The sequence below is a fragment of the Mesorhizobium sp. ISC15 genome, from assembly GCF_037162615.1.
Lineage (GTDB): Bacteria > Pseudomonadota > Alphaproteobacteria > Rhizobiales > Rhizobiaceae > Mesorhizobium > Mesorhizobium mediterraneum.
In genome coordinates this window covers 2,203,051-2,216,224 of the sequence record NZ_JAVSPX010000001.1, presented here as the reverse complement: position 1 = coordinate 2,216,224, position 13,174 = coordinate 2,203,051, and the positions used below count along the sequence as shown (strand labels likewise).

Below are 13,174 nucleotides of genomic sequence, written 5' to 3'. Positions count from 1 at the left end.
AGATCACCCGGCAGGCTTGTCCGAATTCTTTTCGTCCTGGTCGGCCTCAGCCGCCTCTTCCAGCTTCGACGCTATAAGCTCCTTGATATCGCCGACCTCTTCCTGGATATCCTCCAGCGGTATGCCGGCCTCAGCCGCCTTGGCGGCACATTCCCTGGCGAGGGTCTCGGCTTGCTTCTCGATCCTGTCCGGCGAGGCGTGGCAGTGGACCTTTTCGCCGATCCATTCCTGCAAGAACTCGATCGCGTGTTCACTCATACTGCTGTTCCCTGGCGGCTGCGCCGGTTGGTAATCATAAACGCCGGTATCCCCGGAAAGATGCACGCTCCCATTCCAACCGAGTCGTCGTCACCCGGCAAGCCGATCTTGCCCAAGCTCCACAGAGCTGAAGGAAATCGAAGGTTCAAGGAGCACATTCTAATTCTTGAGGAGATTCTATTTTCTTGGGAGATTGGCACCGTTGGCTGGGATCAAGTCCCGGATCGCGCCATTGTTTCTACTTGCTTTTTTCCGGTATTCCAGTCAATTTGTATGACAATAGGTCTCATAATACGTAGCAGGTTTGCGGCGCCGTTCGCTGCGCAACCCTAGGGTACGCGGCCAAAGCCGCCGCTATATAGTGACATCCTCAGGCAATGTCGACTCTGCTCGCCATCCTGCTTATTTCCACTGCGCCGAGCGTCTCTGGATGGCATTTTGTCATCGTTGGGGGCGAGCATATTTCGCCGGAAATCGACCGGGCGCATTGAGATGCTGAGCGGCTAGGCGCGGTAGCTGTGCCAGCGATCCTGTCGCGGCTTGGCCGGCTCGCCACCCGGAAAGCTGATTTGCTCGGGAAGTGCGTTGTTTCAGCAATCGAAAAGTTCGGCCTATCCGCCAACCATGAGCTTGACGACTTCGTCATGGTTGGTTTCCGAGATCTTGCGCTCGCCGGCCTGAATGCCTCGGCGCAGCACGACGATGCGGTCGGAAACGGCGAAAATGTCCTGCAGATTGTGCGAGATGAAGATCACGCCTCTGCCTTGCGCCTTGAGCTGGTGGATGAGCGAGATGACCTTGCGCTGCTCGGGAACGCCGAGGGCCGCAGTCGGTTCGTCCATGATCAGGATCTGCGCGTCCCAATAGACGGCCCGGCCGATGGCAACGGCCTGCCGCTGACCGCCGGAGAAATTGCTGACCGGGGCGTCGAGCCGACTGACATGGAAATCCAGCCGGCCCATGGTCTGCTTGGCGGCAACCGCCATGGCCTTGCGATCGAGCACCGGCAGGAAGCCGAAGGCCTTGCGCATGGGTTCACGGCCGAGAAAGATATTGGCGCCGATGGACAAATTGTCGGCGAGAGCGAGATCCTGATAGATGGTTTCGATGCCTTTTTCGCGCGCCTCATGCGGCGTCGCAAATGTCACCGGTTGACCCCTCAGCAGAATTTCACCGCCCGTCGGCTGAAAGACGCCCGATATCGCCTTGATCAGCGTCGTCTTGCCGGCGCCGTTGTCGCCCGCCAGGGCCACCACTTCGCCCGGCCGCACGACCATGGAGAAATCGTTGAGCGCGCGGACGGCGCCGAAGTGCTTGGAAAGGTTCCGGACTTCCAAGAGGGGGGTGGTTTGGGCTGGGCTATTCATCCTGACGGGCTCCACTGAACCGGCGCTGCGCCTGGTCGATGAGAACGGAAATGATGATGACGAAGCCGACGGCGATGAATTGCCAGAACGGCTCGACATTGACGAAAACCAGTCCGTATTGGATGACCGCGATCACCAGCGCTCCGGCGACCGTCCCGAAGATGGTGCCGGATCCGCCGAACAGGCTGGCGCCACCGATCACGACAGCTGCGACGCTGTCGAGCAGCAACGGCTCGCCGGCCTGTGCCGCGCCCGCAGTGAAGCGCGCTGCATAGAGCGCGCCACCGAGGCCTGCGCACATCGCCGAAAGCACATAAAGACGCAGGGTATGGCCCCTGATGTCGATGCCGGCACGACGCGCTGCCTGCACATTGGCGCCGATAGCGTAGTTGTGCTGACCGAATCGGGTCTGGCTCAGGATGTAGTGCATCACGACAACGAAAACGGCGGCGATGATGACGAGATAAGGCACGCCGTAGAACCTGCCGTTGCCGAGCAGCGCGAACCAGGAATTCTGGACCGGCACCGTCGTGCCGCCGGCCAACAGGAAAGCAACGCCGCGCGCCACGCCGAACATGCCGAGCGTGCCGATAAAAGGCGGAACTCTCAGGCGCGAGATCAGCAAGCCGTTGATGACACCAGGCAAGCCTGCGACAATCACGGCCGCCAGAATACCCGCCAGCATTGCCAGTGGCAGCGGGATTACGGCTCCCGCCATGTTCGTAGCGTGGGCCGCAACGACGGCCGCAAGGCCCATGATGAAGCCCAGCGAGAGGTCGATGCCTCCCGAAATGATTACGAATGTCTGTCCGGTCGCAAGCAGCAGCGGCGCCACGGCAAATATCGCGATGGATTGCACGTTGAACGGATTGAGCACGAAGGTCGCGCCGAAGGAGAGCCTCGACCAAACCTCGAAACAGATGATCAGGCCGGCGAGAAACAGCCAGGCGCGCCCTTCAGCGATGCGTCCGAGCCAGGTCCTGGCCGGATCACCATGGTCGGCCTGAGGGGCGACATGCGTTTCGCTTTGCTCGATTGGTGATGTTGAGGTCATTGATATATCCGATCCGCGGCGCGGCCTCCGTCAACAGGGTCCCAGAGACCCGGCGCAGATCTCCTCCCGGCAAGCCGGAAGGAGATCAAGCTGGTTTGGACTCATTCGGAATAGAGGTACTTTGAGATGTTCGGATCGGCGATGTTCGACTTGTCCATGATCGTGAAGCCGGTGCCGATCGCAACCGGGATCGACTGGCCTGTCAGGTGGGCATAGGCCGAAACGACACCAAAATAGCCGATCTCAGCCGGATGCTGGGCAATCGCCACGTCCACCAAGCCGGTGTTGATGTTGTCGACGATGCTGGTCGGCGCGTCGAACGCCACGACCTTGATGGTGCCGGTCTGCCCAGCTTGCTGGACGCCATTCGCCGCGCCGAGCGCCGAGAACAGGTTTGCACCGAACACGCCAACGAGATCGGAGTTGCGCGCGAACACAGCCTGCAGCTGCGAGGCGGCCTTGTTGGCGTCGTTGTCGTTGAACTGGGTTTCGAGGACGGTGATGCCGGGATGATTGGCCGCCATCTCCTTCTTGAAGCCCTCTTCACGCTGATCGGTGGTCGAAATGCCAGGCTTGACGTTCGAAACGTAGACCTTGCCCTTGTCGCCTATGGCCTTGGCCAATGCCCGGGCGGCGATCTCGCCGCCGAGAATGTTGTCCGAAGCGATATAGGACAGCGGGAAATCCGCCTCGCCGGCACCGGTCTGATAGACGCCGCTGCCGATGAAGGTGTCGACGGTGATCACCGGGATGCCGGCATCATTGGCCTTGCGAAGCGGCTCGACCAACTGAACCTTGTCGGTCGGCGCAATCAGGATAGCGTCCGGCTTCTTGGCGATGACCGCGTCAAGCACGGGGACTTGCGTCACCGGATTGAAATCCGGGGCGCCCTGGAAAACCAGGGTCACGCCAAGGGCATCGGCCGCTGCCTGGGCTCCCTTGCGCATGGTAATGTAAAAGCCGTCGGTGGTAAGGCCGGGGACGAGAGCAACGGTGAACTTCTTGTCCTGCGCCAAAGCGGGCGTGATCAGCGCCGTCGCGCAGATGGCGAGAGCCGCAAGGGCGGCAACAATCTTCTTCATAACATCCTCCTCATAATGTTGGCAGATTTGCCGTTGCGATTGACATTGACATGGCCGTCAATCCGTTCCGGCTAAGTGAAATGCTGGCGGCGAGAAACGGGTTTCGCCTGCTTGCTGTTATGGGCAGCTTCCTCCCGAGCGCCCCCCAGTCGTTAGATCAGCCAGTCGAAACCCGACCAGCCTGATGCGCGCAGTCCCGTTCCTAGCCTCCGCAAGGTCGAGGGAATAGCGCCGCTCGGCGCACATGCGTGCCTAGCCGCAAAGTTGTAACACTTTGCTGAAAGAAATTGCAACCTAGTATTTCCTGGCTGGAAACGCTTTCAAACCGGACGACATTTGTCTGCTCCGCAGAGCCCCTTACGCAGACTATTGCCCCAACGCTTTGACGGCACAACTGATGATTTCACGGCGGCGGGCTGGCGAGCCGCGTTTGGGGTCGATCAGGTGTGCCGATCGGCGCGCCCGCCTCTATTGAGGCAAGAGAGCCTCGAGAATGGCCTGGGCCGTCTTGGTATCCGTTACCAGAGCATTGATAAGCCTGGCGCGGACGGCACCGATGATGGCCGTCGCCTTCTCCGGCGAGGCGGCAACACCGATCACCAGGGGGACGGCTCGAAGCTGGGCCGGCGACATAGCGATCATCCGGCTCTCCCCTTCCCACGGGATAAGGGAACCTGCGGCGTCGAAATAATGCCTGATAACGTCTCCAGCCGCGTGGAACAGGGCTTGCTCGCTCAGCGTGGCCGCGCTCGCCTCGGGCGGATTGATGGCATGGGGCAGGCCGATGCCGACGATCGCAACGTCGGTCCGGTCCCAAAGCGCGACGCTGTCGCGGATGGCCGCATCGCCGAGGAAGACCTCACGCAACTCGGTGGACGGCAGATAGGGCGCATGGATGAAATGCGGCGTCCCGCCGAACTCTTCGGCGGCAAGCCGCACAAACTCGTTGATCTGAAAATGCGGCGCCTGCTGCTGCATGCCGCCGGTGGCAGCGACGGTAAGAACGCCGGGAATGCGCGGCAGGCCTGCCCGGATCACCTCGCGAATGGCTCGCCCCCAGCCGATGGCGACCACCGACCCGGCCGTCAGTTCCGCTTGCTTAAGCAAGGCGCCGAGCGGCGCGGCGAGCGCCGTCAGCGCACCGGCTGCCGGCGTTTCGATGACCGCCGCGTCGCGAAGTCCCAGCCCTTCGACCAGCTGCGTGGTGATGCCTTCGGGCGTTGCAAGATCGAGAACCTCGATCCGCACGATGCCCTCTGCCCTCGCCCGCTGCAGAAGACGCGATATGGTCGCGGTGGAGACACCAAGCCGCCGCGCGATATCGACCTGCGACATCTCCGCCTCGTAGTGCAGTTTGGCGACCGTATGCAGCATCGTCCGCGATGCGGCGGCTGCATCTTGTGCGGGAGGGACAGACAGCTTGCAATTCCTTTCAGCAATGTGTTACAGACCCATCGATGGATGGGAGTTATCGCGCAAATTCGGCCGCCTCGCAACGTGGGCCCGTTTCCACGGCAGATGGCGGGCCAAGGCCAGATTTCTCGGTTCGATAACGCATCAAAACGGCAAACCTCCCTGCGACAGGCAGGTAAAGACTGAACCTTTCTTGTTCCACGGATCTGCGCCCTGGTGAATGGGCGCCAACATCGGACAGAAGACCATGACAAAGATGACGACCGCAGAGTTGCGCGGCTACCAGCAGATATGCGGCAAGGATGGGGCCATGATGGCCATCGCCTGTGACCAGCGCGGCGGCATGCGTACCTTGCTTGCGTCGGACCCTGCAGAACAGGCCAAGATCACCAACGACATGCTGGGCGACACCAAGTCGGACATCACGCGATACTTGGCCAGCCAGGCGTCCTGCGTGCTGCTCGACCCGCTCTGCGCGGTGCCGCGGGTTGTCGATGAAGGGGTGCTGAACCGCGATACGGCGCTGCTCATCGGCCTCGACGCCTCGGGCTTCGACGTCTCGCCCGCCGGCTACCGCCTGTCGCGCCTCGTTCCCGGCATCGACGCGCGCCGCGTCCGCGAGCTCGGCGGCACCGGCGGCAAGATCATGGTCTATCTCAGGGCAGACAGGCCTGAGGCGAATGAGCACAATGTCGCCATTCTGCGCCAATGCATCGCCGACTTCGCGCAAGAAGACCTCCTGCTTGTCGTCGAGTTCCTGACCTATCAGGTCGAAGGAGAACGCCTTGAAGACTATACGGCCAAGATCCCCTGGCTAGTCGAAGAGGGCACCCGGATTTCACTGGAATGCGGAGCAAAGGTGCTCAAGCTTCCTTATCCCGGAACGCCGGAAGCCTGCGCAAGGATCACCAGCATGGCCGGCCAAGTGCCATGGGCGGTCCTCTCCGCCGGCGTCAACCACGCAACCTTCCTGGGCCAGGTCGAGATCGCGATGAAAAACGGCGCGTCAGGCGTCATCGCCGGCCGGTCGCTGTGGAAGGACTGCATCTCGCTTGACCGTGACATTCAGCGGGAAAGGCTTAAGACCATCGCAGTGGCGAGATTGCGCGAGCTTCAGGCGGTGATCGGAAACCACAGGCAGAAAGCAGCCTAGCCATTCGGCGTTCACACCAAGCACGCACGGGACGTCATGCCTCAGACCATGATCCCGAAAAGTGGGGACCGGTTTTCGGAAAAGATCATGGTCAAACAGCAAGATAGAGCCCCATTTCGATTTAGTCGAAATGGAACAGGCTCTAGTTCGATGGCCATAGGAATCGATATCGGCGGCACCAATCTGCGCGCCGCCCGTATTTCCGGCACAGGCGAAATCCTCGATCGTATTTCCGAGAAGAGCGCGCCGGATCCGGAGCTTGTGCTCTCCCGGATCGCCGAAATGGTGCGCCGGCTCGATTCTCCCGAAGTTGCCGCCATCGGCATCGGCGTCCCCGGACGCATCGATGCCCGGCTTGGCGCGGTCTTGTCCGGAGGCTACGTCAACCTCGCCTCGATCCCCCTGGCGCAACGACTGGAAAGCCTGGCAGGCAAGCCCGTCTTGATCGACAATGATTGCAACATGGCACTGGTCGCGGAAATGGCTCTCGGCGCCGCCAGAGGCCATGAAAGCATCGTCATGTTCACGATCGGGACCGGCATTGGTGGTGCCGTGGCTCTAGATCGGCAGATCGTCCGCGGCAAGGGGACGGCTGGGCAGCTCGGCCATATCACTGTCGACATATCAGGCGAAGCGTGCGTCTGCGGCCGGCGCGGCTGCGTTGAAACCACCAGCTCAGGCACCGCGCTTGGCCGTCACATCGCGCGGGCAGGCCTCGGTCCGGATGTTTCGGTCGATCAGCTTTTTGCCCGGGATGCGGGCGGTGACACGCTGGCGCGCGGCATACTCGAAGCCTGGGCCAGGCCGCTGCGTGCCGCAATCGATTCGGCCGTGGCCATGTTCGCCCCCGATCTAGTCCTGCTCGGCGGCGGACTTGGCCTGGCGGCCCACAGGGCACTTGCCAACGCCCCGGCTTTGGCTCCCTGGTACCAATGCCCGGTGGAACCGGCGCAACTTGGCGACGATGCCGGCGTCATCGGCGCCGGTCTGCAAGCGCTCGCCGCCGAGGCGACGGTCACGCAGGCGTCGCCGGTGTCCCTGCCGTCCGCTCGGCTCGATCCCGGCCGGCGTGCCGTGCCCACCAGGCGCGCCGTGCTGGTCAACGGCATCCCTGCCAGCGGCAAAAGCATGGTCTCGCGCGGTATCGCCGACCGGATGGGATGGCCGTTGCTCACGCTTGATACGGTCAAGAACCCGTTCCTCGAAGCGCTCGGCGGCGGCGACCGTGAATTCAACCGCACGCTCGGCCGCGCCAGTTACGAGGCGATCTGGTCGATCGTCGGCGAAGCTCCGGCGGGCACCACAGTTATCGTCGATGCCTGGTTCGGTTTCCAGCCGCGCCAGGTGCTCGAGGATCACCTGCGCAGGGCTGGCGTCGAGCAGACCGCCGAAATCTGGTGTCACGCGCCCGGCGAGGTTCTGGCCGAGCGCTATCGCGCACGGCTCGACCAGCGCCCCGCCGGCCATCCCGGCGCGGCCTACATCCCCGAACTGATCGAACTGGCCAAGCGTGCCGCGCCGCTGCGGCGCGGACCGCTGCTTGACGTCGACACGACCAAACCGATCGCTTTCGATGCCATCACGCAGTGGCTAAAGGCGACGATTGCGGCTGACACATAGGCAGCGCAGCCGCCCTAACAAATTCAGTGATTTAACCGACAAGCCGATGGTACCGTTGGCTGGGATCGAACCAGCGACCTCCGGATCCACAATCCGGCGCTCTAACCATCTGAGCTACAACGGCACGTTTGCCCGAGCGGGATCGAGGTGGACCGTTCATTCTCCGGGACCCGCTCTGTCGTTCGGCGATGCGTCCATACGGGCTATCGGAGTTTAATTCAAGGCTTTTGGCCGCGCATGACCCCGAAAATCAGAATCGATTTTCGGAAAGGATCACGCGCAAAATCCAAAGTTCTACGCCGTCCTGTGCGCCTCCAAGAGGACGCGCGGTGCTGTAGGCAAAGATCGCTCCGGCAACGGCGTCGCCTTTTCGCCGGGCAAAGAAAAAGGCCGGCGGGAGGAGGTGCCGGCCTTTTCCTGTTACGAGCCAGCGGGAGGAGGTGCTGGCTGGTCACCCCGGAGAGCAGAGGGAGGAGGTTCCACCCACCGGGTATTTCGCTTGACCACTATATTTCACATAATCCTATTCGAAGAAATGCGACCTTTTGTTGCATCTTCGAAATATGCGCAAATATTAGGCGGCCTTAATTTCCTTCATCGCCTTCTCGAAGGCGGTCTTTATCGGCTTGGAGACGTCTTCGGCCGCCTTGGAGGTGACGGTCTGGAAATCCTTTGCCTGCTCGACGGCCATCTCGACGCGCTTGCGCAGGAATGCGGTCTGCAGCTCGACGACTTCCGACAGCGACTTGGCGCCGATCAGGGCTTCGAAATGCGAAAAGCCGGCTTCGGTATTGGCGCGCAGAGCAGCGATGGTCTTGAGCGACAGGTCGTTGGAAACGGTCTTGGCGGTCTCAAAGGTCGACTCCAGAGCCTTCTGGGTCTCTTCCGCACCGGTCTTCAGCTTGGCATAGGCCTCTTTCGACTGCTCGACGCCCTTTTCGGCGAAAGCGCGGATCTGGTCGGTGGCCTTGGAAGCATCGAAGCTCGGGAATTCAACGTTTTCGATCGTTTCAGCAGTCTTGGTCCTGGACATTTTCCATCCTTTGCAGTGGCAGCGGCTTTGACAGAAAGCCGTCTCGTTCATGTATGATGGCAATATAAAGGCAATTTTTGTGCATTGCAATATCCTTGTTGCAGTGCACCATAAAATTCTTTCCCTGCGTTAACCACGAGCCCAGAGATTCCAGCGGTTGCACGCTATGGCTTGTGGACCTTCGCGCCGTCGGCTTTTATTAACAAAACGTTAACTGGAAAAACTGCCCGTTCCGTGAGGGTCCGCCAAGCGCATGCCGTCCGAAAACTACTCCTTCCTCGACGTCGCCGTGCTCGACGCGGTCCGCCAGCGCTTTGCCGCAGGCGACGCGATCGCCCTTCTGTCGGCAGATCTCGAACAGGTGATCTGGGCAAACGGACCAGGGGCGGCGGCGTTCGGCTACCCCGACATCGAGGCCATCATCGGCGCCTCGACAGGGCTGCCACTGATCGCCCGGCGCCAGATCATGGCGACAAGCGGTTTTCCACAGATCGGCCGCGACCGCGCCATCACGGTGCGGCTGGCAACCGGCCTAACCAGCCGCGCGGTTGGCTTTCTGGCCAGCGCCGTGACCATGCCTGACGGCGAAAACGCGATCATGCTGGCGGTGCCGGCGGCACAGACCGGCTCGCGCAGCGCTGCCGAGATCGCCGCTCGGGCCATCAGCGGCTTTACCGAAGACGGTCATTTCATCGCCTTCGTCGACGCCAAGGGCAATATCGAGGCCGCTTCCGATGGTTTTTCGGCGCTCGGCATCTTGCCCGAGACGCTGGCAGCGCTCGTGGCCGATGTGGCGAACGAGAGCGATCGCATCGTCAAACGCCTCGTTCCAGGCGGCACCACTTCCTATCCGGCCGGTCTCGCCCGGCTGACGGATGAGCGGCACCTGCTGGTGGTGATCGACGAGAACCAGCTTGACTCCGAAGAAGCCTCCGCTGGCGAGCACACCTATGGCGCTGCGGCCGATGCCGTAGTCCAGCCAAAAGCAGAACAGGACAACGCGCCGGCAACAGTCGCGAAGGCGGATGCGGCAGCGGAGACTGCTCCGGCAGCCGGCGAAGACACTGCGGTGTCGGTGGAGCATGACATTCCCAGTTCGCCCCAACTCGATGCGACTGGGCCCGATGCGACCGAGCAGAGCCCGGAAGCAGCCGATAGCGCCCGCCCTGCGGCCGGCGGAGCCCCCACGCAGCTTGACCATTGGTATTTCAGCGCCAGCGAGGATGAGACACAAGAGCCGGGCCGACCGAACGCATCCGGGCCTGTCGAGGCACCGGCCGCGTCGGACGCTTCGGCGGAGAATACCGCGCAGGATGCCACCAGGGCCGCCTCCCCGGCCGACCGTGCCATCCCCCCGATCGACCGCGCGGCGGCGCCCCTGCGTTTCGTCTGGCGCACCGACGCCGAGGGCAGGTTCAGTGCCCTGTCGCCGGAATTCGCGGAACTCGTCGGCAAGCCTGCCGCCGATGTGATCGGCCGGCGCTTCAGGGACGTCGCGGCCACCTTCGACCTCGATGCGTCCGGCGAGATCGCGGGCCTGCTCGATCGACGCGACACCTGGTCCGGCCGCTCGGTGCTGTGGCCGGTTGCCGGCACCGATTTCAAGATACCCGTCGACCTGGCGGCGCTGCCTGTCTACAGCCGAAGCCGTGCCTTCGAAGGTTTTCGTGGTTTCGGCGTGGCCCGCTCCAGCGATGCGGTGGTCGATCCGGAAGCGATCGGCATGGCGCTTGTCCCTAATGCCGAAACCCCCGCAGCCGTCGAGCCGGAAGTCGCCGAAACGCCTGAGGACACCGACCCATTCAAGGGCGAGGTGCCGGCGCTGACCATCGTGCCGAAGCCGGAGCGGCGCTTTGCCGACAAGGTGATCCGGTTGGCCGAGCACAGGCAGCCGGCCAATGACAAAGGCCTGTCGACGCTGGAACGCAGTGCATTCCGTGAAATCGGCGAGCGGCTCAAGAAGGACAATCCGCCGACCGAACAGCCCGACGCTGCAAAGCCGGCAGAACCGGCTGCGGCGGAACCGACCGAAACCGATGGCGAAGACGAGAAGGATGTCGCAAGGCTCGAAGGCGAGCAGCCGGAATCAACCGTGCGCGACATCTCAGGCTCGCTGCTCGACTATGCCGACCGGGATAATGTCGCCGACAACAGCGGCGGTGCGCCGGTTGCAGAGCCGGACAGGGCGACGCAGGAAATCGCTGACTCGGACAGTCGATCGATCGCCGCCGAAGACGACGACAGCATGACGGCTGCCGATTTCCGTGACGCAGAAGACAGCGAAGACTGGGCGCGGTCCGATGACGATGAAACCCATTCGTCAGCCGATGACATCGGCCATGCCGGTGACATGGAGCCGGCGCCCGTCGAGCGGCCGCGCCTGCAGGTGCCGTCGCTCAAGCTCGAAGGGTTCGTGCCATCGGCTTTTTCGACCGCAGACGACAACAACGCTGCGGACATTTCGATTCTCGGCAAGCTGCCGGTGCCCCTGCTCATCCATTCCGGTGACGATCTTCACTATGCGAATGAGGAATTCCTCAGCCTGACCGGCTATGACACGCTCGACGATCTGGAGGATGCAGGTGGCCTCGGCGCGCTGTTTGCCGATCCTTATGACGACAGCGCCTCCGATGGCACCGATCACGCGCTGCGGTTGAAGACACATGACGGTCAGGAGTTCCCGATCGAGGCTATTCTGCGCTCGGTACCGTGGCGTGGCGGCAAGGCGCTGATGCTGGTCGTGCGCCGTTCCGGCGACGACGAGGCAGCGGCTATTCCGCAGGGTGGCGCCGACGACCAGACGCAGCCTGATGTTTCCGAGCTCAAGGCGCGCATCGCCGAGATGCGCACCATCATCGACACCGCGACCGACGGCGTCGTGCTGATCGGCCGTGACGGAACGATCCGCTCGATCAGCCGCCCGGCGGAAGCGCTGTTCGGTTTTGACAGCGATGAGGTGACCGGCAAACCCTTCTTTTCGCTGTTTGCGATCGAAAGCCAGCGCGCGGCGCGCGACTATCTCGACGGACTGTCCGAGCCCGGCGTGGCGAGCGTGATGAATGACGGCCGCGAGGTGATCGGACGCGAGGCACAGGGGCGTTTCATTCCGCTGTTCATGACCATCGGCAGGCTGCCCAACGACAGCGGGTTCTGCGCGGTGGTGCGCGACATCACCCAGTGGAAGCGGGCCGAAGAGGATCTGACCCAGGCGCGCGCCGTGGCCGAGCGCGCCTCCTCGCAGAAGACCGACTTCCTCGCCCGCATCAGCCACGAGATCCGCACGCCGCTCAACGCCATCATCGGGTTTTCCGAGCTGATGGTCGACGAGAAATTCGGACCGGTCGCCAATGACCGCTACCGCGACTATCTGCGCGACATCAACCGGTCGGGCAACCACGTGCTCGACCTGGTCAACGACCTGCTCGACATCTCGAAGATCGAGGCCGGCCAGCAGGAGATGGCCTATGAGGCGGTGTCGCTCAACGACACGCTGGCCGAGACGGTGGCGATGATGCAGCCGCAAGCCAACCGCGAACGTGTCATCATCCGCTCCAGTTTCGCCTCACGGCTGCCGGAAGTGGTGGCCGACCTGCGCAGCGTGCGCCAGATCGCGCTGAACATCCTGTCGAATGCCATCCGCTACACGCAGGCCGGCGGCCAGGTAATCGTGTCGACCGCCTATGAGATCTCCGGCGACGTCGTGATGCGGGTGCGCGACACCGGCATCGGCATGAGCCAGTCCGAGATCGAGCAAGCGCTGAAGCCGTTCAAGCAGATCAACGCGCTGAAGCGCGGGCGCGGCGACGGCACCGGTCTCGGGCTGCCGCTGACCAAGGCCATGGTCGAGGCGAACCGCGCTCGATTCACCATCAATTCGACGCCCGGCGAGGGCACTCTGGTCGAAGTCGCTTTTCCGTCGACCCGCGTGCTCGCGGATTGATCTAAAAGAAAAGGCGTCCAACAGGACGCCTTGAATGATGGGATTGCTGTTACAACGGGGGCTTGAGCGAATTCAGATCCTCTGGGGATTTCGAGGAACGGGATTTCTCCCTCAAGTTACGCACGACTATCGGTGCCGGCCCTTAACAAAACCTTACCGGCGTCGCCGAAAATTTACCAATGTGTACCACTCATGAAATCTAGGTAAATTCGAGCGAGATATTTCGTTAACCATGCTCGACCAGCACCTATCAA

Annotated in this window: 9 protein-coding genes and 1 tRNA gene; 3 read left to right on the top strand and 7 right to left on the bottom strand. The window is 62.3% G+C overall.

What is annotated here, in order from left to right; all coding sequences use genetic code 11:
• Positions 1-3 precede the first annotated feature (3 nt).
• From RPG13_RS10765 to RPG13_RS10745, 5 genes are all read right to left on the bottom strand, one after another.
• A complete protein-coding gene (locus RPG13_RS10765) occupies positions 4-258 on the bottom strand; it encodes a DUF768 domain-containing protein (RefSeq protein WP_095483559.1) in 255 nt (84 codons plus the stop codon).
• A 611-nt stretch (positions 259-869) separates the two neighbouring features.
• Complete coding sequence (locus tag RPG13_RS10760) at positions 870-1,625, bottom strand: ATP-binding cassette domain-containing protein (RefSeq protein ID WP_128285335.1); 756 nt, start codon at positions 1,623-1,625, stop codon at positions 870-872.
• Positions 1,618-2,679 (bottom strand): ABC transporter permease subunit, encoded by a 1,062-nt coding sequence (locus RPG13_RS10755; RefSeq protein ID WP_095483557.1) that lies wholly within the window; start codon positions 2,677-2,679, stop codon positions 1,618-1,620. The genes RPG13_RS10760 and RPG13_RS10755 overlap by 8 nt, the downstream gene beginning before the upstream one ends.
• A 101-nt stretch (positions 2,680-2,780) precedes the next feature.
• A complete protein-coding gene (locus RPG13_RS10750; protein WP_095483556.1) occupies positions 2,781-3,761 on the bottom strand; it encodes an ABC transporter substrate-binding protein in 981 nt (326 codons plus the stop codon).
• Positions 3,762-4,229: 468 nt separating this feature from the next.
• The gene (locus RPG13_RS10745; RefSeq protein WP_337125007.1) at positions 4,230-5,135 is read right to left on the bottom strand and encodes a sugar-binding transcriptional regulator; all 906 of its coding nucleotides are present in this window, start codon (positions 5,133-5,135) and stop codon (positions 4,230-4,232) included.
• A gap of 286 nt (positions 5,136-5,421) precedes the next feature.
• Here RPG13_RS10745 and RPG13_RS10740 point away from each other — a divergent pair, with 286 nt between their 5' ends.
• Together RPG13_RS10740 and RPG13_RS10735 are read left to right on the top strand one after the other, a co-directional pair.
• Entirely contained in the window at positions 5,422-6,327 is a 906-nt protein-coding gene (locus tag RPG13_RS10740) for a tagatose-bisphosphate aldolase (protein ID WP_337125006.1), read from the top strand.
• Between the two features lie 150 nt (positions 6,328-6,477).
• On the top strand, positions 6,478-7,947 hold the full coding sequence (locus RPG13_RS10735) for an ROK family protein (RefSeq protein WP_337125005.1): 1,470 nt from the start codon (positions 6,478-6,480) through the stop codon (positions 7,945-7,947).
• A 47-nt stretch (positions 7,948-7,994) separates the two neighbouring features.
• Here RPG13_RS10735 and RPG13_RS10730 read toward each other — a convergent pair.
• Both RPG13_RS10730 and RPG13_RS10725 read right to left on the bottom strand, forming a co-directional pair.
• Positions 7,995-8,071 (bottom strand) — tRNA-His (locus RPG13_RS10730).
• 450 nt (positions 8,072-8,521) lie between these two features.
• Positions 8,522-8,980: a phasin gene (locus RPG13_RS10725; RefSeq protein ID WP_095483553.1), complete on the bottom strand. Its 459-nt coding sequence runs from the start codon at positions 8,978-8,980 to the stop codon at positions 8,522-8,524.
• 253 nt (positions 8,981-9,233) lie between these two features.
• On the opposite strand from RPG13_RS10725, the gene RPG13_RS10720 reads away from it, so the two are divergent.
• Positions 9,234-12,920: a PAS domain S-box protein gene (locus RPG13_RS10720; protein WP_337125004.1), complete on the top strand. Its 3,687-nt coding sequence runs from the start codon at positions 9,234-9,236 to the stop codon at positions 12,918-12,920.
• Positions 12,921-13,174: the final 254 nt, after the last annotated feature.

Excerpts from the sequence above, each read along its gene's own strand:
- RPG13_RS10760 (WP_128285335.1), bottom strand. The coding sequence starts at position 1,625 with ATGAATAGCCCAGCCCAAACCACCCCCCTCTTGGAAGTCCGGAACCTT.
- RPG13_RS10765 (WP_095483559.1), bottom strand. The coding sequence starts at position 258 with ATGAGTGAACACGCGATCGAGTTCTTGCAGGAATGGATCGGCGAAAAG.
- RPG13_RS10735 (WP_337125005.1), top strand. The coding sequence starts at position 6,478 with ATGGCCATAGGAATCGATATCGGCGGCACCAATCTGCGCGCCGCCCGT.
- RPG13_RS10740 (WP_337125006.1), top strand. The coding sequence starts at position 5,422 with ATGACAAAGATGACGACCGCAGAGTTGCGCGGCTACCAGCAGATATGC.
- RPG13_RS10755 (WP_095483557.1), bottom strand. The coding sequence starts at position 2,679 with ATGACCTCAACATCACCAATCGAGCAAAGCGAAACGCATGTCGCCCCT.
- RPG13_RS10750 (WP_095483556.1), bottom strand. The coding sequence starts at position 3,761 with ATGAAGAAGATTGTTGCCGCCCTTGCGGCTCTCGCCATCTGCGCGACG.
- RPG13_RS10745 (WP_337125007.1), bottom strand. The coding sequence starts at position 5,135 with ATGCTGCATACGGTCGCCAAACTGCACTACGAGGCGGAGATGTCGCAG.
- RPG13_RS10725 (WP_095483553.1), bottom strand. The coding sequence starts at position 8,980 with ATGTCCAGGACCAAGACTGCTGAAACGATCGAAAACGTTGAATTCCCG.
- RPG13_RS10720 (WP_337125004.1), top strand. The coding sequence starts at position 9,234 with ATGCCGTCCGAAAACTACTCCTTCCTCGACGTCGCCGTGCTCGACGCG.